Origin of the sequence: Limnobaculum eriocheiris (genome assembly GCF_021010575.1) — a bacterium.
Lineage (GTDB): Bacteria > Pseudomonadota > Gammaproteobacteria > Enterobacterales > Enterobacteriaceae > Limnobaculum > Limnobaculum eriocheiris.
This window is the reverse complement of sequence record NZ_JAJNAG010000024.1, coordinates 29,576-51,061: the sequence shown is the minus strand read 5'-3', so window position 1 is coordinate 51,061 and position 21,486 is coordinate 29,576. Positions and strand designations below refer to the sequence as shown.

19 protein-coding genes, 2 tRNA genes and 2 pseudogenes are annotated in these 21,486 nt (G+C 45.3%); 14 read left to right on the top strand and 9 right to left on the bottom strand.

Annotation, left to right across the window (positions count from 1 at the left end; all coding sequences use genetic code 11):
- Nucleotides 1–261, top strand: a pseudogene (locus LPW36_RS17980) (hypothetical protein); the annotation flags it as partial.
- Here the strand turns inward: LPW36_RS17980 and LPW36_RS11350 are convergent.
- Complete coding sequence (locus LPW36_RS11350) at nt 258–866, bottom strand: riboflavin synthase subunit alpha (RefSeq protein ID WP_230609761.1); 609 nt, start codon at nt 864–866, stop codon at nt 258–260. The pseudogene LPW36_RS17980 and the gene LPW36_RS11350 overlap by 4 nt on opposite strands.
- A 257-nt stretch (nt 867–1,123) precedes the next feature.
- On the opposite strand from LPW36_RS11350, the gene LPW36_RS11345 reads away from it, so the two are divergent.
- The 5 genes from LPW36_RS11345 (at nt 1,124) to LPW36_RS11325 (ending at nt 5,177) form a co-directional block, all read left to right on the top strand.
- The gene (locus tag LPW36_RS11345) at nt 1,124–2,497 is read left to right on the top strand and encodes an MATE family efflux transporter (RefSeq protein ID WP_230609760.1); all 1,374 of its coding nucleotides are present in this window, start codon (nt 1,124–1,126) and stop codon (nt 2,495–2,497) included.
- Between the two features lie 168 nt (nt 2,498–2,665).
- Nucleotides 2,666–2,742 (top strand) — tRNA-Val (locus LPW36_RS11340).
- Nucleotides 2,743–2,774: 32 nt separating this feature from the next.
- Nucleotides 2,775–2,851, top strand: a tRNA-Val gene (locus LPW36_RS11335).
- Nucleotides 2,852–3,181: 330 nt separating this feature from the next.
- The gene (pykF, locus tag LPW36_RS11330; protein ID WP_230609759.1) at nt 3,182–4,594 is read left to right on the top strand and encodes a pyruvate kinase PykF; all 1,413 of its coding nucleotides are present in this window, start codon (nt 3,182–3,184) and stop codon (nt 4,592–4,594) included.
- 370 nt (nt 4,595–4,964) lie between these two features.
- On the top strand, nt 4,965–5,177 hold the full coding sequence (locus tag LPW36_RS11325) for an LPP leucine zipper domain-containing protein (protein WP_047781007.1): 213 nt from the start codon (nt 4,965–4,967) through the stop codon (nt 5,175–5,177).
- Between the two features lie 391 nt (nt 5,178–5,568).
- On the opposite strand, the pseudogene LPW36_RS11320 reads toward LPW36_RS11325, so the two are convergent.
- Nucleotides 5,569–6,444 (bottom strand): annotated as a pseudogene (locus LPW36_RS11320) (L,D-transpeptidase family protein); the annotation flags it as partial.
- A gap of 398 nt (nt 6,445–6,842) precedes the next feature.
- Here LPW36_RS11320 and tpx point away from each other — a divergent pair.
- Nucleotides 6,843–7,346, top strand: a complete 504-nt coding sequence (tpx, locus tag LPW36_RS11315) for a thiol peroxidase (RefSeq protein ID WP_230609758.1) — start codon at nt 6,843–6,845, stop codon at nt 7,344–7,346.
- Nucleotides 7,347–7,418: 72 nt separating this feature from the next.
- On the opposite strand, the gene tyrR is transcribed toward tpx, so the two are convergent.
- Entirely contained in the window at nt 7,419–8,999 is a 1,581-nt protein-coding gene (tyrR, locus tag LPW36_RS11310) for a transcriptional regulator TyrR (protein ID WP_230609757.1), read from the bottom strand.
- A 301-nt stretch (nt 9,000–9,300) separates the two neighbouring features.
- Between tyrR and LPW36_RS11305 the strand changes: the two genes are divergently transcribed.
- Nucleotides 9,301–10,569, top strand: a complete 1,269-nt coding sequence (locus LPW36_RS11305; protein WP_230609756.1) for an O-acetylhomoserine aminocarboxypropyltransferase/cysteine synthase family protein — start codon at nt 9,301–9,303, stop codon at nt 10,567–10,569.
- Between the two features lie 85 nt (nt 10,570–10,654).
- Here the strand turns inward: LPW36_RS11305 and LPW36_RS11300 are convergent, their stop codons facing one another.
- From LPW36_RS11300 to pspA, 6 genes are all read right to left on the bottom strand, one after another.
- Nucleotides 10,655–11,713, bottom strand: coding sequence for a YcjF family protein (locus LPW36_RS11300; protein WP_230609755.1), 1,059 nt, complete (start codon nt 11,711–11,713; stop codon nt 10,655–10,657).
- Nucleotides 11,710–13,107, bottom strand: a complete 1,398-nt coding sequence (locus LPW36_RS11295) for a YcjX family GTP-binding protein (RefSeq protein WP_230609754.1) — start codon at nt 13,105–13,107, stop codon at nt 11,710–11,712. Before LPW36_RS11295 ends, LPW36_RS11300 begins: the two co-directional genes overlap by 4 nt.
- Nucleotides 13,088–13,318 carry a phage shock protein D gene (locus LPW36_RS11290; protein ID WP_230609753.1) on the bottom strand — a complete coding sequence of 77 codons (231 nt, stop codon included), beginning with the start codon at nt 13,316–13,318 and terminating at the stop codon, nt 13,088–13,090. Before LPW36_RS11290 ends, LPW36_RS11295 begins: the two co-directional genes overlap by 20 nt.
- A gap of 140 nt (nt 13,319–13,458) precedes the next feature.
- The gene (gene pspC / locus LPW36_RS11285) at nt 13,459–13,803 is read right to left on the bottom strand and encodes an envelope stress response membrane protein PspC (RefSeq protein ID WP_130591344.1); all 345 of its coding nucleotides are present in this window, start codon (nt 13,801–13,803) and stop codon (nt 13,459–13,461) included.
- The gene (gene pspB, locus LPW36_RS11280) at nt 13,803–14,036 is read right to left on the bottom strand and encodes an envelope stress response membrane protein PspB (RefSeq protein WP_130591345.1); all 234 of its coding nucleotides are present in this window, start codon (nt 14,034–14,036) and stop codon (nt 13,803–13,805) included. Before pspB ends, pspC begins: the two co-directional genes overlap by 1 nt.
- Nucleotides 14,037–14,117: 81 nt before the next feature.
- On the bottom strand, nt 14,118–14,789 hold the full coding sequence (gene pspA / locus LPW36_RS11275) for a phage shock protein PspA (protein ID WP_230609752.1): 672 nt from the start codon (nt 14,787–14,789) through the stop codon (nt 14,118–14,120).
- 198 nt (nt 14,790–14,987) lie between these two features.
- Between pspA and pspF the strand changes: the two genes are divergently transcribed.
- The 6 genes from pspF (at nt 14,988) to sapF (ending at nt 21,485) form a co-directional block, all read left to right on the top strand.
- A complete protein-coding gene (gene pspF, locus LPW36_RS11270) occupies nt 14,988–15,998 on the top strand; it encodes a phage shock protein operon transcriptional activator (protein ID WP_230609751.1) in 1,011 nt (336 codons plus the stop codon).
- Between the two features lie 140 nt (nt 15,999–16,138).
- Nucleotides 16,139–17,839 (top strand): ABC transporter substrate-binding protein SapA, encoded by a 1,701-nt coding sequence (gene sapA / locus LPW36_RS11265; protein ID WP_230609750.1) that lies wholly within the window; start codon nt 16,139–16,141, stop codon nt 17,837–17,839.
- Nucleotides 17,836–18,801, top strand: a complete 966-nt coding sequence (gene sapB / locus LPW36_RS11260) for a putrescine export ABC transporter permease SapB (protein ID WP_230609749.1) — start codon at nt 17,836–17,838, stop codon at nt 18,799–18,801. Before sapA ends, sapB begins: the two co-directional genes overlap by 4 nt.
- Nucleotides 18,788–19,678: a putrescine export ABC transporter permease SapC gene (gene sapC / locus LPW36_RS11255; protein ID WP_230609748.1), complete on the top strand. Its 891-nt coding sequence runs from the start codon at nt 18,788–18,790 to the stop codon at nt 19,676–19,678. The genes sapB and sapC overlap by 14 nt, the downstream gene beginning before the upstream one ends.
- Nucleotides 19,678–20,673: a putrescine export ABC transporter ATP-binding protein SapD gene (gene sapD, locus LPW36_RS11250; RefSeq protein ID WP_230609747.1), complete on the top strand. Its 996-nt coding sequence runs from the start codon at nt 19,678–19,680 to the stop codon at nt 20,671–20,673. Before sapC ends, sapD begins: the two co-directional genes overlap by 1 nt.
- Nucleotides 20,670–21,485, top strand: a complete 816-nt coding sequence (sapF, locus tag LPW36_RS11245) for a putrescine export ABC transporter ATP-binding protein SapF (protein ID WP_230609763.1) — start codon at nt 20,670–20,672, stop codon at nt 21,483–21,485. Before sapD ends, sapF begins: the two co-directional genes overlap by 4 nt.
- Nucleotide 21,486: the final 1 nt, after the last annotated feature.

The window sequence follows — 21,486 nt, the reverse complement described above, 5'->3', positions numbered from 1 at the left end:
AGCCTGCTGGCAACACTGAGCACAATAGTGCTGTGGCTTATTGGTTATCACGCTGAAAATAGAGGGTTGCATCTGAGATACCAGGCCAACAGTATTAAATCGCGGCGGGTAATTTCTTATCTGACATCTCGCCAAAACCTACCAGAGTATGGTGTTGGTTTATTAGCGCTGATTTTGTGGGGATCCCTCAGCGCTATGCGGGTGGTTTGCTCTAGCCCTATAAGGGCATGTTACCGACTGCGCTTAAAAATACGTGGTTAATTTTTACTGGCGAGTACCCGCTCAACCGTATCTACAACCGCCTGAGTTTGCGGATCAATCTCAATATTCACCGTATCCCCTAAACGCTTGGTACCCAGAGTGGTGCGTTCCAGCGTCTCTGGAATCAGATACACACAAAAACGACTTTTCACGACTTCACCAATTGTCAGACTGATACCATCAATACCGATAAATCCTTTATTCAACACATACTTCATCAAATCTTCCGGCATTTTGAACCAGATTTGACGATTATTTTCTGAACTCAGAATTTTCATGATTTCTGCCTGACACATCACATGACCAGACATTAAATGACCGCCAATCTCATCACCAAATTTAGCTGCCCGCTCCAGATTTACCTTAGAACCAACAGAAAGCGCCCCCAAATTGGTTACACGTAATGTCTCTTTCATTAAGTCGAAGCTGATGATATCGCCATCCACTTCCGTTACCGTTAAGCAACAGCCATTATGTGAAACGGATGCCCCCGTCTCCAGCCCAGACAACAGTTCGGCAGGAAACTTCATTTTATGAACGCGAAAATTAGCTTTTTCTTCAATCTCAACAACAGGAGCGGTTCCCTGAACAATTCCGGTAAACATTCAATAGGCCTCAATAATCAGTAGTGACATTTTAGTCATATACAAAATCAACTAACCGGAAGTTTGACGCAATTTGATATAAAAACCAAATCCAGTTTCCGGTTTTATTTTGGTTTCTGAATTCTAATCATGTGTGTTTCATTGGCTTACTGGTGTTTAACAGGTAGAATCATGTCCCTCACATTTCGTTTATCACTGTGATATTGATACCTCAGTGACATTTTTTGTTTTAATCTCAATAAATTAAAGGTAAGTACGTGCAGAAGTATACCCGTGAAGCGCGTAATCTGCTGGTTTTAGCCATTCCAGTTATTGCAGCCCAATTCTCTCAAACCGCTATGGGTGTGGTTGATACCATCATGGCAGGAGGCGTTAGCGCCACCGATATGGCCGCTGTGGCCGTTGGTACTTCTATCTGGTTGCCCTCTATTCTATTTGGTCAGGGTTTGTTAATGGCGTTAACACCGGTGGTGGCACAACTGAACGGTGCCGGACGCAGAAAGGAAGTAGCCCATCAGGTTACTCAATCCGTGTGGATGGCTCTGTTTATTTCCCTGTTTTTAATCGTGGTGTTATACAACAGTCATTATGTTATCGAACATATGCAAAATATCGATGAGAAGCTGGCTGATATCACCATTCGCTACCTGCGCGCTATTATGTGGGGAGCACCGGGTTATTTGCTGTTTCAGGTTTACCGTAGCCAGTGCGACGGATTATCGAAAACTAAACCCAGTATGGTTATCGGCTTTATTGGTTTGCTGGTCAATATTCCGGTTAACTATGTGATGATTCACGGTAAATTAGGTTTTCCAGCCATGGGCGGCGTAGGCTGTGGTATTGCTACCGCCTCGGTATATTGGGTGATGTTTATTGGTATCAAACTATATGTACGTTCTGCTCGCTCCCAAAAAGATATTGTTCAATATAGTGTCTTTGAGAAACCCTGTATACCTACTCTCAAACGCTTATTTAACCTGGGGTTGCCAGTAGCTCTGGCGCTATTTTTCGAAGTGACTCTGTTTGCCGTCGTGGCTTTACTGGTTTCACCATTAGGGGTTGTTCCTGTAGCCGGACATCAGATTGCACTTAACTTTAGCAGCCTGGTATTTGTTATTCCGTTAGCGTTGGGCGTAGCAACCTCAATTAGGGTTGGCTTTAAACTGGGGCAGAAGCAAGTTGATGAAGCCCGAGTAGTTTCCTATACCGGGTTGATAATGGGGTTAACTCTGGCCGCAATCACGGCCTTGTTTACTGTAGTTTTCCGCCATCAAATAGCATTGTTATATAACGACACCCCTGCGGTCGTGATGATGGCGGCCCACCTGATGTTATTAGCGGCGGTGTATCAATGTTCTGACTCTATTCAGGTTATTGGTAGCGGCATCCTGCGGGGTTATAAAGATACCCGTTCCATCTTCTATATTACTTTTGCAGCTTACTGGATCGTGGGTCTGCCCGTTGGTTATTGTCTGGGACTGACCGATTTAGTTGTTCCTGCAATGGGCCCTGCTGGTTTCTGGATTGGATTTATCGTTGGTTTAAGCGCTTCTGCGGTGTTAATAATGCTTCGTATGTGTTGGTTACAAAAACAACCCGTAGAGCTAATTCTATCCCGCGCTCAACGTTAATCTCTCTTCAGGCAGCCTGTTGGATAAAAAAGAGGCTGCCTGAACAGTAAGTCACCAGTTAACGAAGTTGGCAGAAGAAAATCGTTTTTTCTCCTTGCCAGTGAGCCACTTCATCGTTAATATTCGTGCGCATCGTTAATGCATCAGGCTTTAGCGATACAGAAATATGCGTCCGTAGCTCAGTTGGTTAGAGCACCACCTTGACATGGTGGGGGTCGGTGGTTCGAGTCCACTCGGACGCACCAGATATCTCTTCTTGTATATCTGGCATTTCAAAGCGCCCTTAGCTCAGTTGGTTAGAGCGCCACCTTGACATGGTGGAGGTCGGTGATTCGAGTTCACTAGGGCGCACCATTTTTACTTTCCTCTCATCCCCTGTTTCCGGCCCTTTTGTACGTTCTCACTAAATTTAGCTGCTTATTACATTATTATTTCGACATTTATCCATTTTCTTCTGGTGCATTTCCCCCTTATAATAGGCAAAATAGTGAGTTGAAAGGTTTCAGCAGATGAGCAAACCGCAGTTTCTTCGGTATAAGGGATGATTTCTGTCCACAGACTGGCGATATTGACTATATTTCGCAATACTGAAAGTAACCTGATTGTGCGTGTATTCTTTTCTGAAGTCTCAATAGTAGGCTCTCGTTTTCTTTCCACACAAAAATATCGGTAAAAATTATCATCATGAAAAAGACTAAAATTGTATGTACCATCGGTCCAAAAACTGAATCGGAAGAAGTTTTGGGTAAGCTGCTGAATGCAGGTATGAATGTAATGCGTTTGAACTTTTCTCATGGTGATTATAATGAGCACGGACAACGTATTTCTAACCTGCGTGCAGTGCTGGCCAGAACCGGTCAAAAAGCCGCTATCCTGCTGGACACCAAAGGCCCGGAAATCCGTACCATGAAACTGGAAGGCGGTAATGATGCCCCTCTGGTTGCTGGCCAAACGTTCATTTTCACCACTGACCAAAGCGTTGTTGGTAACAGTGAGCGCGTTGCTGTGACCTACACGGGTTTTGCAGAAGACCTGAAAGTTGGTAATACCGTGCTGGTTGACGATGGTTTGATTGGCATGGAAGTTATCGAAGTTCGTGCCAAAGAAGTTGTGTGTAAAGTGCTGAACAGTGGTGACCTGGGTGAAAACAAAGGTATCAACCTGCCAAACGTTTCTATTCAACTTCCAGCCCTGTCAGAAAAAGATAAAAAGGACCTGATATTTGGCTGTGAGCAAAACGTTGACTTCGTCGCTGCTTCCTTTATTCGTAAACGTTCAGACGTACTGGACATCCGTGAGCACTTAAAAGCACACGGCGGTGAGCACATTCAAATCATCTCCAAAATTGAAAACCAGGAAGGCCTGAACAATTTCGATGAAATTCTCGAAGCTTCTGACGGCATCATGGTTGCTCGTGGTGACCTTGGTGTTGAAATCCCGGTTGAAGAAGTTATCTTTGCTCAGAAAATGATGATTGAGAAATGTAATCAGGCGCGCAAAGTGGTTATCACCGCAACGCAAATGTTGGACTCAATGATCAAAAACCCTCGCCCTACTCGTGCAGAAGCCGGTGACGTTGCTAACGCCATTCTGGATGGTACTGATGCTGTCATGTTGTCAGGTGAGAGTGCTAAAGGTAAATACCCACTGGAAGCTGTTACTATCATGGCGACCATTTGCGATCGTACCGACCGCGTGATGCCATGCCGCGTCGATAAACTAACCTCTTCCGGTAAACTACGTATTACTGAAGCCGTATGTCGTGGTGCAGTAGAAACGTCAGAAAAGCTGGATGCGGTACTGATCGTTGTTGCCACTCAAGGCGGTAAATCAGCAAAAGCTATCCGTAAATACTTCCCTACCGCACCAATTCTGGCGCTAACCACTAATGAAACCACCGCTCGTCAGTTAGTTCTGACCAAAGGCGTTACAGCTCAAGTGGTTAAAGAAATCGCCTCTACCGATGATTTCTACCGTATTGGTAAAGAAATGGCGTTAACCAGCGGATTGGCTCAGAAGAATGATGTTATCGTAATGGTATCTGGTGCACTGGTTGCCAGCGGCACAACCAATACCGCTTCCGTACATATTCTTTAACAACTCTTGTAACATTAAAACGTCATCTGAATCAGATGACGTTTTTTTTCGTCTGCTTTAAGGCTAAGTTGACTGACAGAATTATTGTCCAATTGTGCTATATTTTTCATCCAAAAATGGATAATGATGTATAAAAACACAGGGTTATTTATCCCACTTATCTTTAGATAAAATTTCATGCCCCACACGTTCACTTTTTTTAGTAGTATAAAATTCTTTTTTTCGCAAATAAAAATTTGTTTTGACTATTCTTTAACCAAACAGGCAAAATAGTTTGCGAGAAGTTAAAAAATTATTCTCATTCCGAAAAAGTTTGTGTAATACTTATCGGGCTACATGCAAAAAGTTAACTCAAATTGAGGGTGTAAATATGAACCGTACTAAAGTGGTACTGGGTGCTGTAATTTTAGGTGCTACTCTGTTAGCTGGTTGTGCTAAAAGCACTGACACTGCAACTAACAGCAAGCTGACTCAACTGATCAGCGATGTTGCTGCTTTACGTTCTGATGTACAAGTTGCTAAAGATGAAGCAGCTCGTGCTAACCAACGTTTAGACAACATGACTCGTTCTTACAAGAAATAATATTTCTCGTAAGGGAAAATGGCGCACTTAAGTGCGCCATTTTTTTTATCGGTATTAGCCGATTACTTATCCACGCTTTCTCGTTTCACTCTCTACTCTGCCCTCGCGGCCCTCTCTCTTTAGCTCTTTACTTTTATGGCAATAATAGCGCCTCTGGTCCATTTTAAGCGTATTACAAAAAATTTAAGATGGTTGTAAGCCATAATATAAAAAACACCTCAAATTGACGCTCAGGCGATTAATTATCAAACCAGAAATAGATTTAACGGAGAAGAGAAATAATTAAGTTACAACAGGGAAATATATCGAAGGGAAAACATGATGGCAGAAAATCTTATTAAAGCAGCGGGAAGGCTTTCCCGCTGCTCTATTTATTGCAGTATTAACGATTCACCAGCAATGGTAATCCAGAACGACGCTCAATTTCAGCATTCACTCGGGAAGAGTCCGTTGACGGGTTATTAATAAATGTTGCGATAGTTGAATTGATCTCAATCGGCTTAGTCTGCGGGTCGTCATTTTCAGACTTAGATAATGGTTGATGAATTTCAACATAGCGAGAACCGTCAGGTTCTACGGTTACCTTAATCGGCTCATTAACTACCTGAACGCGAGTTCCCACCGGAACAGTATTAAACAGCTCTTCAATGTCGTTAGGACGTAAACGGATACAGCCGGAGCTAACACGCATACCTATACCGAAGTCCGCATTAGTACCATGAATCAGGTAAGTACCGCCTGCTGCTGCCAGACGTAATGCGAATAGCCCCATAGGGTTTTCAGGTCCGGCTGGAATCACCGCCGGCAGAGTAATCCCTTCTGCTGCGTAATTCTTACGGATGTTAGCCGTTGGTGTCCAGGTTGGGTTGGCTTTTCTTTCGATAATGGTGGTTGTCATTACCGGTGTATCTCGACCTAACTGACCAATACCGATTGGATAAACGATAACGGTGTTTTTCCCTTTCGGATAGTAGTAAAGGCGAAGTTCCGACAGGTTAATGACGATACCATCACGCGGAGTATCCGGCAGGATCATTTGTAGCGGAAGAATTAATTCTGAACCCGCTTTTGGCAATAGTGGATCAACGTCCGGATTTGCTTCCAGCATAGCAATCAGGCCGATTTGATAATCTGAGGCGATTCGTTCCAGTGAGCGTCCGTCATTCGGAACAATCAATACCCTATTCTCACCAATTAAACGGCTATTTGACGGAGGTAATGGGTATTCCATAGCCTGAGCTACAGAAAAATGACCAACGAACAACATAGCCAGCACAGCCTTACAAACTGCAAAAACACGGTTCATTCTTAATTCCTAAACTTCAGCTTTATATCAGTTAAATTTGTCTGGTTTACCGCAGACGAGGTAACCATCAGTTTACATCTATGAACGGCTATTATGAATCAAAACAGATCGTTCATACAGAGATGCTACCTGTTGTCCGGCGAAAAATAATCAACTTTTTTGCCGATTAGAGCAATAGAACCTGAAAAAAATCAGCTCTTAACATCGAATCAGACTGATTTAAAAAGAAAAATCAGTACTGAAGTCGATAACAGGAGCCATTCACAGCAAGAGTAATTTATTTTGAGATATCCAAAACTATATTGTTAGACTAAGATAACTTAATTGTTAATTTAAAGTAACATTCACTGGAGGCAGTTATGACTCAAACCGTACAAATGAAAGGCAACCCGGTATCTGTTGTCGGGCAATTACCCAAAGCAGGCGACAGCGCAAAAGCATTCACCCTGGTGGCAAAAGACCTCTCTGATGTCACATTAAGCACCTACGCAGGTAAACGTAAAGTACTGAATATATTCCCGAGTGTGGACACTTCTGTTTGTGCAACATCCGTCAGAACATTTAACCAACGCGTGGGCGATGTCGACAATACGGTTGTGTTATGCATCTCTGGCGATCTGCCTTTTGCTCAGTCCCGTTTTTGTGGTGCTGAGGGTTTAGATCACGTGGTGACTCTGTCTGTATTCCGTAATCCTGAATTTAAACAAAATTATGGTGTGGATATTCAGGATGGCCCATTAAAAGGCCTGACTGCCCGCGCAGTGGTTGTTCTGGATGTTAATGATAAAGTGATTTACAGCGAACTGGTTAAAGAGATCACGACTGAACCAAACTACGATGCAGCACTGACCGCACTGAAATAATCGCGGCACTATCGAATAGACGGAATGAAAAAGGGAGCCAGCGGCTCCCTTCTGTTTTACTGAATTTAGCTTTTACTCATTATCGACAGCTTCTGCATTTTCAGCGGTACGTGATGGTTGGCTTAAACCATACTCTCTGAGCTTATTAGCAATCGCTGTATGGGATACCCCTAACCGTTTAGCCAGCTTACGGGTACTTGGATAGCTGCTATACAGCTGAGTTAATACTGAACATTCAAAACGTTTACAGATCTCATCCAGACTGCCATCCATTACATTATTATTCAGCATCATTTCCGCTGAGACTTCGGGCAGTACAATATCTTTAACCTGTAGCTCATTACCTTCCAATTGGGTAAAGCTACGATAAAGAATATTCTTTAGCTGCCTGACGTTGCCCGGCCAACCGTATTGAGTTAACAACGGTGTTAAATCCGACGCCAGTTTAGGACGATGAACGCCAAGCTGATCGGCGAACAGAGTAATAAATTGTTCTGCCAGCGGCATAATGTCAGATACCCGCTCCCGTAACGGCGGAATAGTTAGCGTTAATACGTTCAGGCGATAATAGAGATCCTCTCTGAACAGGCCTTGGTTGACTAAATTGAACAGGCTCTTTTGCGTTGCACAAATCACACGTACATCCACATAGACTTCCTGATCTTCACCTACCCGCCGGAAGGTGCCATCATTCAAAAAACGTAATAGTTTAGCCTGCATGGTCGGTGACATTTCACTGATGTTATCCAGTAAAACTGAACCACCATTCGCCTGTTCAAAGAATCCTTTCTTACTTTCTATCTGTGCACTTCCCCCATGACCAAACAGCTCGCTTTCCACCACATCATCAGGTAAAGAGGCGCAGTTGATCGCCAGGAAAGGCTTATCCCGACGGGCACTACGAACGTGGCAGGCCTGGGCTAAAACATCTTTACCGGTTCCGGTATCACCAATAATTAGCAGAGGAACATCCAGCATGGCCAGCTTATTGGCCTGCTCAATCAGTAATTTCATTTTGCTACTGATGGCAACAATATGACCAAATGCATTGTTATCCGCGACGTTCTTATTCTGTAGCTGACGTCCGATTCTGGCGGCAGACTTCAGAACGATTACCGCACCGGTTACCTCTTTCGGCTGCTGTTCATCATCGCTTTGATAGACAGGGGTGATATCCATCAGGTAATCCTGACCGCGGATAATCGCACGTTCCGAATGAGGTACAATATTTTCTCCTTCCAGATGACGCAGGAAGTTATAGCCACTTAGCAGGCTGGAAGCGGTCTGAGTAAGTATTCTCTCCTCAGAGAGTCCAAATAGCATTAGCGCAGCATGGTTTGCCAGGTCGATCCGCCCTTTCAAATCGATAGAAATCACCGGTTCAGGCAGAGACTCCAACAGTGCTCTCAATGCGTGTAAACGCTGTTCTGAAGGCATATAGGAAACGGTACGGACATCGATTACGCCGGTAATCCGCCGGATATTTACCATTAATGCGCTAAATACATCAAAATCAATAGAAGAAAAATTAAGGTAGATCTTGCCGCTGACATCAATTTCGATGCCCCGTAGATCAAGATTGCGGGCAACCAGCAAATCAAGTAATTCGCGGGTTAATCCCAGACGATCTTCGCAGAGGACTTCAAGACGCATTATGAATAGCCTTGTTTAACGAGCGCGCGGTAACGATTGTTGTCCCTATCATACCTGCTGCGCTCATCCAGATGAAGAGGAGTGTCACAAAAAGTTGACAGATTTAACAAAAACTCATTGGATACACCCGCACAACGCCATCGATATGGTCATTTTAAGATTTCATCAGGCTTTTCAATGTCTGTTCCTGAAAAATAATCGATTAAAAACATCATTTGTCTGTTTCATTTAACAACAAACAATGATTAAGTAACATTTCCTTAAATATATCCCCTTAAAAATAGAAAAAAGAGAATAGCGAATGAAAGACGCAACACTAGCCCTGCATCATGGATTTCAAAGCGATCCAACCACCAAGTCCGTTGCTGTACCCATCTATCAAACGGTTGCTTATGAGTTTGACAATGCTCAACACGGTGCCGATCTGTTCAATCTGGCGGTACCGGGTAACATCTATACCCGAATAATGAACCCAACCAATGACATTTTAGAAAAACGAATGGCGGCTCTGGAAGGTGGAATCGCCGGATTAGTGGTTTCTGCCGGCAGCGCGGCTATCAGTTATGCTATTCAGACTCTGGCTCAGGCCGGAGATAATATCGTCAGTACGCCACAGCTGTATGGTGGTACCTATACTCTGTTTGCCCATATGCTGCCGGGCTTCGGTATTAACGTAAAATTTGCCCGGGATGATTCACCTCAGGCAATTGCAGAGCTCATTGATGAGAATACTAAAGCGGTGTATTGCGAAAGCATTGGCAATCCGGCAGGCAACATTGTTGATATTGAAGGACTGGCAAACGCTGCTCACGAGCGTGGCGTTCCGTTGATCGTCGATAATACCGTAGCCTCCCCGGTACTGTGTAAGCCAATACAGTTTGGTGCCGATATCGTTGTTCATTCAATTACTAAGTATGTTGGTGGTCATGGTAATTCATTAGGTGGTGCTATTATCGATTCCGGTAACTTCCCGTGGGAAAAATATCAACAGCGATTCCCTATGTTCAGTACGCCGGAAGCGGCTTATCACGGAGTGGTTTATACCGAAAGCTTTGGTGCTGCGGCTTTTATTGCCCGTGCCAGAACCGTTCCTTTACGTAACTGTGGTGCCGCCCTTTCCCCCATGAATGCGTTTTTGCTGTTGCAGGGTCTTGAAACCCTGTCGTTACGTATGGAACGCCATGTAGAAAACGCCAGAAAAGTAGCTGATTACTTAAAGCAGCACCATAAGGTTGCCTGGGTCAGTTACGCGGGTCTGCCGGACCACCCTCACTATCCATTGGCACAAAAATATATGAATGGAACGCCTTCCGCCATTCTCTCTTTCGGTCTGAAAGATGGTTATTCTGCCGGTGTTAAACTCTACGATGCACTACAAATCTTTAAACGTTTAGTCAATATTGGTGATGCAAAATCTTTGGCCTGTCACCCTGCGTCAACCACCCATCGTCAAATGTCTGAAGAAGAGCAGGCAAAAGCCGGGGTTAAGCCAGAGATGATTCGTTTATCTATCGGTATTGAAGCCATTGAAGATATTCTGGCTGATCTTGAACAGGCACTGAACGCCTGATTTTAGTATCAATAACATATGAAAAAAACGGCATCATGAATAGACAGACACCGCCTTTGTTTATTGGGCTATTTGAAATGCGAACTTACTTACTGCTTCCGCCTTTCGGCAATTTGCTCTTTATCTGAGCGATCAATTGGGTACGAAAATCCCCTAACTTAGGCTTATCGTTATCCATCCAGGGAAGTGGACGACATAACTCCATCGCTTTAATGCCAAGGCGGGCGGTTAATAAACCGGCACCAATTCCTTGCGCTGCCCGGGTGGATAATCTGGCGGTAATGTCCTGAGAAATCCAGTCCATACCCACTTCCCTGATTAATTCAGTGGCACCGGCAAAAGCGATATTTAGCATAACCAGTTTAAACAGTCGAATACGACTAAAATACCCCAATTGAATACCATAAATACTGGCAATGCGGTTAATCAGTCGAATATTACGCCAGGCAATAAATGCCATATCAACGATAGCCAATGGGCTGACGGCAATCATCAAAGCTGATTCGGCAGCAGAACTGCTGATTTCACGGCGAGCCTGCTGGTCCAGAACCGGCTGAACCAATTTGGCATACAGGGAAACCACTTCGCGATCGTTTTGCGTTTCGTGTAGTGATGCCTGCCAACGTTGTAATGCCGGATGGCTTTTATCAATACCCGCCTGATCTGCCAGCTTTTCACAAAACTCGCGCCCTTTACCCAAGGCGTGGCTGTGTAACAATTCACGGGCAATATCCCGCTCTTCCGCGCGCTCTCGTAGGCGGTATAAACGACGCCATTCGGTTATTACCGAACCGACACCGGCTACAACGATGATGGCACCGGCACTATAGGCACCCAATGTAATCCACTCATGATTTTGAATCGCATCAGTAATTCGATAAATCCCCTGAGCGACCACGCTAATGCCAAACACCCCCAGCCCAAAAGTGACCATTTTACGCCACAGGCTGGTTTTTGGCTTAAGGGCATTCATAATGATGCCTTCCGCTTCACCCTCTTCCTGCTCTTCTTCTAACTCTGGCGCTGTAGGAAAGAAGTTCTCAGCTTCTTGCGGGTCGAATTGTAAATTACTGCGTAATACAGGCTCTTTTTCATCCAACAGTGGCTCATCAAAAGTAATACGCCCTTTTATTGGCTGGTTCATTTAAGCTTATCTCCTAACAAAAACTCCATAACCGCATCTAAACGAATATGGGGTAATGGCGTGTCAACGCTCATTGGCTTAGGTCTGAATTGGTCAAAATGAAAACCTTGCTGTTGCCAGAAGGATGGCTCCGGTAAACGGGCCGGTACCTCGCCGGGATAGACGGTTAACGGTTGTCCATCCTCCAGACGGTAACCTTTAAGCGCAGGCAGACGGTTTCCCTGATGTTCAATCATGCCGCTCTCTGTTGCCTGTACGGATGCCAGGCCTACGCAATCCATGCTAATGCCTTCAAACGCCGCATTCTGCCATGCTTCCTGTACCAGTTGTTGTAACAGAGAAACCAAATTAGCATGCTGATCCGGTGTGATGTGGTCCGCCTTACTGGCTGCAAACATCAGCTTATCAATACAGGGGGAAAACAGACGCCTGAGTAAAGAGCGTTGACCGTAGTGGAAACTCTGCATTAATTGAGTCAGGGCCAGACGCATATCATTAAATGCCTGTGGCCCGTTATTTAACGGTTGCAGGCAATCCACCAACACTATCTGGCGATCGAACTTTATGAAGTGATCCCGATAGAAACCTTTAACTACATGCTGACAATAGTAATCATAACGGGCCTTCAGCATTCCCCAGTTGGTTCGTTTATCGGCCTGCGCCAGCCGGGATTCATTTTGTGCATTAATCGCCGGCCACGGAAAAAACTGTAATGCAGGCGCTCCGGCCAAATCACCCGGTAACACAAAGCGCCCCGGTTGAATAAAGTGCAGCCCTTCCTGTTTACAACGTAATAAATAGTCACAATAGGCTTGAGAAATATCCGCCAATAGATTCTCATCAACCGGCCCTAGCGGATCGCATTTTGCACAGAGGTCAAGCCAGGGTTTAGCCCATTCAGCACGCTCTCCCTGCCGAATGCTGTTCATTTGATGAGACCATTCCAGATAGTTCTGTTCCAGCATCGGTAGATCTAAGAGCCATTCGCCCGGATAATCCACAATCTCCAGATAGAGTGTGGAATGGCTGGTAAAGTGGCGTATTAACGAATCATTAGAACGAAAACGCAGCGCCAGCTGAATTTCACTAACCCCACGGGTTGGTGTTGGCCAGCCGGGCGGCGAACCATACAGCGATGCCAAACCTTCATCATAGGTAAAACGAGGAATACCAAAATCTTTCTGTGGAATTCGTTTTACCCCCAGCAACCGCTCTTCCCTTACGGCAGAAAACAGAGGCAAACGAGCGCCATTATTCACATTTAAAAGTTGGTTAACAAACGCGGTAATAAACGCGGTTTTCCCGCTACGGCTTAGTCCGGTAACCGCCAGTCTTAAGTGGCGATCCAGCCCGCGGTTAACCAACGAATTTATTTCATTTTGCAGTCGTTTCATCCGAACCCTTTTTACAGCGCCAGGCAATGGAACCAAACACCTTTCTTAACAGTGGCTCACCAAACATGACCAGTAACAGTCGAACCGGTCGCCATAACTTGTTTTTTAACAGGAATGATAGCACTAACGCCGGAGCATAAGCGCGCCCAAAGAACAATATTATCGTGATAAGCGGTTGAATAAGAGCCTGCAGTTTAGCTGACTTTTGCATGATTATTCCTGAATCTCTGGGGTTATGCTATCTCATCGGAAGATGATGACGTCGATGCGAGCTTCCCTGAACAGAGGGTTGCTCGCATTGTATGAAGATAATGACCGTCACTTATCATGCCATTATGTATACCGCTGGTATTACAGGCGACGAAATCGACTTTCCACCTGAAAAGTCTCAGAGGTCAAATAACGCTCCAGATCGCGCAGACGCTGTTCGCTGGCTGCCAGTTCTTGTTCAACTTGCTTCATTCGCTGACGGGCAGGAATTCGACTATGTAAGTTTGCTTCTTCTACCGGTGCGCTTTCCAGAAAAAAAACCATGGTAAAATAAACCACAACGGTAACAAAGAAGAAACCAAACACTAATGCTAACAGCGCTAAAATTCTAACCACCAGTACCGGAATGCCCAGATAACGCGCAATTCCCGCACATACGCCGCTAATCATACCTTCATCAGGAATACGATACAGTTTATTGTTCATTAACGTTGTCTCCAGTTTGGATGCTCTTCATCCAATATAGCTTCCAGAGTCTGAATGCGGTCACGCATTCTCTGCGCTTCATCAGTAAGTTTTGCTAACCGTTGCATATCTTGCTGATTTAACTGACCACCATCGCTCTGCTTTCCACGGTAGTGCAGCCAGAGCCAGATAGGGACAACAAACAAGATAAATATTGTCAGCGGTATGGCAAGTAAACCCAGTAGCCAACTCATTGATATTCCTTCTTATCTAAAATTCTTAGATTGTCGCTTATTCATACCCTCTGAATAAGCGACCTCATCAGCCTGCTATGATTAGGCGTCTTTGTTCATGTTCATTTTAGCTTTCAGGGCCGCTAATTCATTATCAATTTGCTCGTTAACTTTCAGCTCGGTGAACTCCTGACTCAGACTCTTCGCCTTCCCGAAACCAACGCTTTGCCCTTCTGCTTCCATATGATCAATGCGACGTTCGAACTGTTCAAAACGTGCCATTGCAGCGTCAATCTTACCACTGTCCAGTTGGCGACGAACATCACGTGAAGAACTGGCAGCCTGATGACGTAAGGTTAAGGCTTGCTGGCGAGCACGAGTTTCACTCAGCTTTGCTTCCAATTCGCCAATTTCGTTACGCATACGCTCAAGCGTTTCATTAACGATAACCAGCTCTGACTGCAACACACCGACCAGATCGGCTACTTTCTGCTTTTCAATCAGGGCAGCACGAGCCAGATCTTCTTTATCTTTACGTAATGCCAGTTCTGCTTTTTCCTGCCATTCAGCCTGCTGAGCTTCCCCTTGTTCAATGCGGCGAGACAGCTGCTTTTTCTCTGCCAGCGCACGTGCTGATGTTGAACGAATCTCTACCAGTGTGTCTTCCATTTCCTGAATCATCAGGCGAACCATTTTTTGTGGATCTTCAGCCTTCTCTAATAAGTTGCTGATGTTAGCGTTTACGATATCAGCGAAACGAGAAAAAATACCCATGGTTATGTCCTCTTCTACGGTGGTTAATCAATTAACTGGCATGTATTGCCATTCAGGTTAGTTACCATAGATATATCAAGAAGCGTGCCAACTTTTAATGTTCTTCATGCAACTGATTTTAAATGAATTTTATTTTTCTTGCTATTTATGCATGAAAAATGATTTGATGAAAAAAACCAACTATTGGCGAAATTAACCATGACTGACGTTATTGATAACATTATCGGTGAAGCAAATAGCTTTATTGAAGTACTTGAACAAGCCTCTCAGGTAGCACCCTTAACCAAACCGGTGTTAATCATTGGTGAGCGAGGTACAGGTAAAGAGCTGATAGCCCATCGCCTTCATTACCTATCTAAACGTTGGCAAGGTCCTTTTATATCACTTAACTGCGCCGCGTTGAGCGACACGCTTTTAGATTCCGAACTATTTGGCCATGAGGCCGGTGCGTTTACCGGTGCGCAGCGTAGACATCTGGGGCGTTTTGAACGCGCCGATGGCGGGACGTTGTTTTTAGACGAGCTGGCGAATGCCCCCATGTTGGTTCAGGAAAAACTACTGCGGGTCATTGAGTATGGTCAATTAGAACGGGTTGGCGGAACTCAGCCCTTGCAAGTTGATGTTCGTCTGGTTTGCGCTACCAATGAAGATCTGCCGGCCATGGCGAAAGCAGGTAAGTTTCGGGCCGACCTGCTCGATCGTCTGGCATTTGACGTCATTAATCTGCCACCATTACGGGAGCGTCGCCAGGACATCATGCTACTGGCAGATAACTTTGCGATCCAAATGTGCAGAGAACTGGAATACTCTTTCTTCCCCGGCTTTACTCCAGAAGCTATTGAAACATTGATGAACTACAGCTGGCCGGGAAATATTCGTGAATTAAAAAATGTGGTGGAACGCTCAGTGTATCGCCATGGGGAAAATGAAATGCCATTAGGGAATATTATTATCGACCCTTTTGTACGCCTTCCTTCCACTGTTAATTCAGAAAAATTACTCACCACAAACAGTGATGAACAAATCGGGGAGCTACCGACATTACCCCTCGATCTGAAACAGTGGTTATCCTTGCAGGAACAATCGATAGTCGCCAAAGCGCTGGAACAGTCGCAATACAATCAACGTCAGGCCGCCAGGCTATTAGGGCTTAGCTATCACCAGTTAAGAGGAATGCTACGCAAAAATGAGCAATCTAAAGCGTCATAACGCTCGGTTTTCAGACAGCTTTCGCATAATTGCTATACGGTTTCAATGAAACATCGCTTAAGCAATGCTAAGCATTGGGATGACGGCTATACTCCTGTATAATCGATAGCTTGAACTATATATCAAAGAATCCCTTATATATGTACGGTTTAAAAATTGGGGTATTGCTCTGGGCGGGATTTCTTCTTCCTGCATGGGCAACGCCAGCCGGGAAACTGGAAACGCCCCCCCTGATTACCACTCCCGGAGCAACAGCGGCTGTAGAGCCATCAAAACCCGCTCAACCAGATATTCGTCAGAGCGGTTTTGTCTATTGCGTCAGCGGCGTTGTTGATAGCTTTAACCCACAAATAGCCAATGGCGGAGTGATGATTGATACCATTGCCGCGCAGCTATACGACCGCCTGTTGGATGTCGACCCTTATACTTATCGATTAATTCCTGAATTGGCGGAACGTTGGGAAAGCCTGAATAACGGTGCAACTTACCGTTTTCACCTGCGCAAAGGTGTCACCTTCCAAACCACCGAATGGTTTATGCCAACCCGAACCATGAACGCGGATGATGTGGTATTTAGTTTTAGTCGGATCTTTAACGCCGAGGCGCCTTACCACAGGGTAAACGGTGGGCGTTACCCCTATTTTGACAGTATGCAATTTTCCGACACGGTAAAAAGCATACGTAAAGTTGATGACTATACTGTCGATATTGAACTGCATAATGCGGATGCCTCTTTTCTGTGGCATCTGGCAACCCATTATGCCCCTGTTCTCTCTGCCGAATATGCTGATAATCTGACCCGTATTGGTATGCAAGAACGTATCGATCGCCAGCCGGTAGGTACCGGTCCTTTTCTGCTAAACGAGTATCATCCGGGACAGTTTGTTCGCCTGTATCGTAATAAAGACTACTGGCGTGGCTCCCCTAAAATGCAGCAGGTAGTCATCGATTTAGGCGCTGGCGGTACCGGTCGCTTATCTAAACTCCTGACCGGCGAATGTGATGTTCTGGCTTACCCGGCTGCCAGTCAGCTTTCGATATTACGTGACGACCCGCGTTTGCGAATTTCACTACGCACCGGCATGAACGTAGCCTATCTGGCTTTTAATACCGGAAAGGCACCTTTCAACGATCGTCGTGTACGTTATGCTATTGCGCTGGCCATCAATAACCCACGACTGATGCAATCGATCTATTATGGGACTGCTGAAACCGCATCATCGATTTTGCCACGGACTTCATGGGCTTATGATAATGAATCAGAAATTACTGAATTTAATGTCGAAAAATCTAAACAGTTATTGAAAGAAGCCGGTATTACTGACCTTCGGTTACACCTGTGGGTACCTACTGCCTCTCAGGCTTATAACCCCAGCCCGTTAAAAATGGCAGAACTGCTACAGGCAGATTTAGCCAAGGTAGGGATTAAAGTCACTATTGTTCCGGTTGAGGGGCGTTTTCAGGAGATTCGCCTTAGCGACGATGCTCACGACCTGACATTAACCGGTTGGACCACCGACAGTAACGATCCTGATAGTTTCTTCCGACCGCTGCTCAGTTGTGCCGGTATTGATTCACAAACCAACTATGCCCGTTGGTGTAATCAGGAGTTCGACCAGTTGCTATCCAAAGGGGTAACTTCTCAGGATCTTTCCATGCGAATTGATACCTATACTAAAGCCCAGAAGATTCTGGCCCAAGAGCTACCCGTTTTGCCACTGGCCTCTTCGCTACGAATTCAGGCTTATCGATACGATATTAAAGGGCTGGTATTGAGTCCACTGGGCAACGTTTCATTTGCCGGTGTCTATCGGGAAAAATCAGAGACGAATAATAAATGATTATTTATATTCTCAGGCGGCTACTACTGGCATTGGTAACCTTGCTGATTCTAACCTTTGTTAGCTTCAGTATCTCTTACTATACCCCCAATGCCCCACTGGCGGGCGCGCACTTAATTGATGCTTATACTTTTTATATGGAAAGTTTGCTTCAGGGAGAGTTTGGTACTTCAGTTATTAACGGGCAAATTGTTGGCGAACAGTTAAAGATTGTGTTTCCCGCAACCCTTGAGCTGTGCATTTTTGCTTTTATTATTGCGCTGGGGTTAGGAATTCCATTAGGAATTTTAGCCGCCATGTCGAAAGAGAAATGGCCTGACCATATTATTACTTCGATCTCTCTGTTCGGGTTTTCTATTCCTATCTTCTGGCTGGCATTGCTGCTGATGTTGTTTTTTTCGTTAACTCTTGGCTGGCTGCCCGTTTCTGGTCGTTATGATTTGTTGTATCAGATTAAACCCATTACCGGCGTTGCATTAATTGATGCCTGGCTCTCTGATTCTCACTATCGCGAAGAGATTATTATCAGCGTATTAAAACATCTGATTTTACCGGTAATTACTTTAGCCGTAGCTCCAACAACAGAAGTGATGCGCCTGACGCGCCAGAGTGTGATTCAAATTATCGGGCAAAACTATATTAAAGCGGCGGCAACACGCGGCCTGTCCCGTTTTACCATTATCCGCCGTCATGTTTTACACAACGCCTTACCAATGATAATCCCTAAGTTGAGTTTACAGTTCTCCACTATGTTGGCGCTAGCGATGATCACCGAATCGGTGTTTAACTGGCCGGGTTTAGGGCGTTGGCTGATAATGGCTATTCGTCAGCAGGATTTTGCAGTGGTTTCCGCAGGTATTATCGTGATGGGCAGTTTATCTATCGCAGTTAATTTAATTGCCGATATCTTTAGTGCAATGACTAACCCCTTTAAAAATAAGGAGTGGTATGCTTTCCGATAACGTATACCGCGAAAAGAAAATGCCGGGAGCCATGAGCTATATCTGGCAGCGAATCCATAAAGACATTCTGGCGATGATTGGTCTTTACGGCGTCCTGATGCTGATTGTTTTATGCCTGTTTGGTGAGCAGATTGCTCCCTATCAGCTCGATCAGCAATTCCTTGGTTACCAGCTTCTGCCACCCTCCTGGTCTCGTCATGGTGATGTCTCCTTTTTCCTGGGAACCGATGATTTAGGCAGAGATCTTTTAAGCCGCCTGCTTAACGGTGCAGCTCCAACCTTTGGTTCTGCTTTGCTGATTACATTAGCCGCAGCCTTTTGCGGCACGCTGCTTGGGTTATTAGCTGGCGTTAGCCATGGATTACGTTCCGCTGCGCTAAACCATCTGCTTGATACGCTACTGGCCATTCCTTCTCTGCTGCTGGCTATTATTGTGGTTGCCTTTTTAGGACCCCGGCTGGAACATGCCATGTTCGCTATCTGGCTGGCACTATTACCCCGTATGGTTCATACCATATACAGAACCGTGCATGATGAGCTGGAAAAAGAGTATGTTATTGCGGCTCGTCTGGATGGTGCATCAACGGGTTATATTCTATGGAATGGCTTACTGCCAAATATTGCTCCGGTATTGGTTACCGAGTTTACCCGCTCGCTATCTATGGCAATTATGGATATTGCAGCGTTAGGTTTTCTGAATCTTGGTGCTCAAATGCCGTCTCCTGAATGGGGAGCCATGTTGGGAGACTCTCTGGAACTGTTATATGTTGCCCCCTGGAGCGTGATGCTACCGGGTGCGGCCATTATGATTAGCGTATTGCTGGTTAACCTTCTCGGTGATGGGTTATACCGAGCTATTTCTACGGGTGATGAATAATGCCTTTACTCGATATTCGTAATCTCACCATTGAATTTATGACGGCTGACGGTCCGGTAAAAGCCGTCGACCGCGTTAGCCTGACCCTGACCGAAGGGGAAATTCGGGGGTTAGTGGGAGAATCCGGCTCTGGAAAAAGCCTGATAGCGAAAGCCATTTGCGGTATCAGTAAGGATAACTGGCGTATTACTGCTGACCGTTTCCGTTTAAATGACATCGATTTACTAAAGCTGACCCCTCGTCAACGCAGAAAATTGGTTGGTCATAATATTTCGATGATCTTTCAGGAACCACAATCCTGTCTGGACCCATCAGAGAAAGTTGGTCGTCAATTAATTCAGGCAATACCCGGATGGACTTATAAAGGCCGTTGGTGGCAGCGCTTTAACTGGCGTAAACATCGGGCCATTGAATTATTGCATCGGGTAGGTATTAAAGACCACAAAGATATTATGCGCAGTTTCCCTTATGAGATCACTGAGGGTGAGTGCCAGAAAGTGATGATTGCCATTGCGTTGGCCAATCAGCCCAGATTACTGATTGCCGATGAACCAACTAACGCGATGGAACCGACAACCCAGGCACAAATTTTCCGCTTGCTGGCCCGAATGAATCAGAATAACAACACCACTATTTTGCTGATTAGCCATGACCTGCAAATGATGAGTAAGTGGGCAACGCGAATTAACGTGATGTACTGTGGTCAAACGGTAGAAAGTGCGCTATGTGATGAGCTGCTGACGGCACCTCACCATCCTTATACCCAGGCGCTAATTCGTGCGATGCCTGATTTTGGCCGCGCCTTGCCCCATAAAAGCCGATTAAATACCTTATCGGGGGTTATTCCTTCTCTTGAGCATTTGCCTATTGGCTGCCGTTTGGGGCCGCGTTGCCCTTATGCACAGAAAAAATGTATAGAAACCCCGCGGCTGAGGGATATTAAGGGACATAAGTTTGCCTGCCATTTTCCTCTTAACCATGAGGAGCCATCCTGATGGGCGCCTTACTTGAAGTCCGTAATTTATCCAAAACCTTTCATTTTCGCACCGGGCTGTTTCGCCCTCATGAGCTGGAAGCGGTAAAACCCGTCAGTTTTATTCTGCGTGAAAAGCAGACCATGGCCATTATTGGCGAGAATGGTTCAGGCAAATCAACGCTGGCAAAAATGATCTCCGGTATGATTAAACCTACTTCCGGAGAAATGATGATCGGAGATCATAAACTGGAATTTGGTGATTATGGCTACCGCAGTCAGCATATTCGCATGATATTTCAGGATCCGAATACTTCATTTAACCCAAGGCAGCGTATCGGACAGTTGTTGGATATCCCACTGAAGCTGAATACTAATCTGGAAGCCTCCGCGCGGGAAAAACAGATCAATCTGACCTTGCGTCAGGTCGGCTTACTCCCCGACCACGCTTACTATTATCCGCAAATGCTGGCATCTGGTCAGAAGCAGCGGGTAGCGCTGGCCAGAGCATTAATATTACAGCCCAAAATTATCATTGCAGATGAAGCGCTAGCCTCGCTGGATATGTCCATGCGTTCACAGTTAGTGAACTTAATGATGGAATTACAGGAAAAGCACGGTATATCCTATATCTACGTGAGCCAGCATCTCGGTATGATCAAGCACGTCAGCGATCAACTGCTGGTTATGCAAAATGGTGAAGTGGTTGAGCGCGGTAATACAGCAGAGGTGATTGCATCGCCTCTGCATGACATTACCCGTCGAATGATTAATAGCCACTTTGCTGAAGCACTTACCGCTGACCACTGGCGTAAAGATGTTTCAGATATTTAAC

Bases quoted from the DNA above. Each gene is read 5' to 3' on its own strand.
- LPW36_RS11350 (WP_230609761.1), bottom strand. From the start codon at position 866: ATGTTTACCGGAATTGTTCAGGGAACCGCTCCTGTTGTTGAGATTGAA.
- pykF (WP_230609759.1), top strand. From the start codon at position 3,182: ATGAAAAAGACTAAAATTGTATGTACCATCGGTCCAAAAACTGAATCG.
- LPW36_RS11325 (WP_047781007.1), top strand. From the start codon at position 4,965: ATGAACCGTACTAAAGTGGTACTGGGTGCTGTAATTTTAGGTGCTACT.
- tpx (WP_230609758.1), top strand. From the start codon at position 6,843: ATGACTCAAACCGTACAAATGAAAGGCAACCCGGTATCTGTTGTCGGG.
- tyrR (WP_230609757.1), bottom strand. From the start codon at position 8,999: ATGCGTCTTGAAGTCCTCTGCGAAGATCGTCTGGGATTAACCCGCGAA.
- LPW36_RS11305 (WP_230609756.1), top strand. From the start codon at position 9,301: ATGAAAGACGCAACACTAGCCCTGCATCATGGATTTCAAAGCGATCCA.
- LPW36_RS11300 (WP_230609755.1), bottom strand. From the start codon at position 11,713: ATGAACCAGCCAATAAAAGGGCGTATTACTTTTGATGAGCCACTGTTG.
- LPW36_RS11295 (WP_230609754.1), bottom strand. From the start codon at position 13,107: ATGAAACGACTGCAAAATGAAATAAATTCGTTGGTTAACCGCGGGCTG.
- LPW36_RS11290 (WP_230609753.1), bottom strand. From the start codon at position 13,318: ATGCAAAAGTCAGCTAAACTGCAGGCTCTTATTCAACCGCTTATCACG.
- pspC (WP_130591344.1), bottom strand. From the start codon at position 13,803: ATGAACAATAAACTGTATCGTATTCCTGATGAAGGTATGATTAGCGGC.
- pspB (WP_130591345.1), bottom strand. From the start codon at position 14,036: ATGAGTTGGCTACTGGGTTTACTTGCCATACCGCTGACAATATTTATC.
- pspA (WP_230609752.1), bottom strand. From the start codon at position 14,789: ATGGGTATTTTTTCTCGTTTCGCTGATATCGTAAACGCTAACATCAGC.
- pspF (WP_230609751.1), top strand. From the start codon at position 14,988: ATGACTGACGTTATTGATAACATTATCGGTGAAGCAAATAGCTTTATT.
- sapA (WP_230609750.1), top strand. From the start codon at position 16,139: ATGTACGGTTTAAAAATTGGGGTATTGCTCTGGGCGGGATTTCTTCTT.
- sapB (WP_230609749.1), top strand. From the start codon at position 17,836: ATGATTATTTATATTCTCAGGCGGCTACTACTGGCATTGGTAACCTTG.
- sapC (WP_230609748.1), top strand. From the start codon at position 18,788: ATGCTTTCCGATAACGTATACCGCGAAAAGAAAATGCCGGGAGCCATG.
- sapD (WP_230609747.1), top strand. From the start codon at position 19,678: ATGCCTTTACTCGATATTCGTAATCTCACCATTGAATTTATGACGGCT.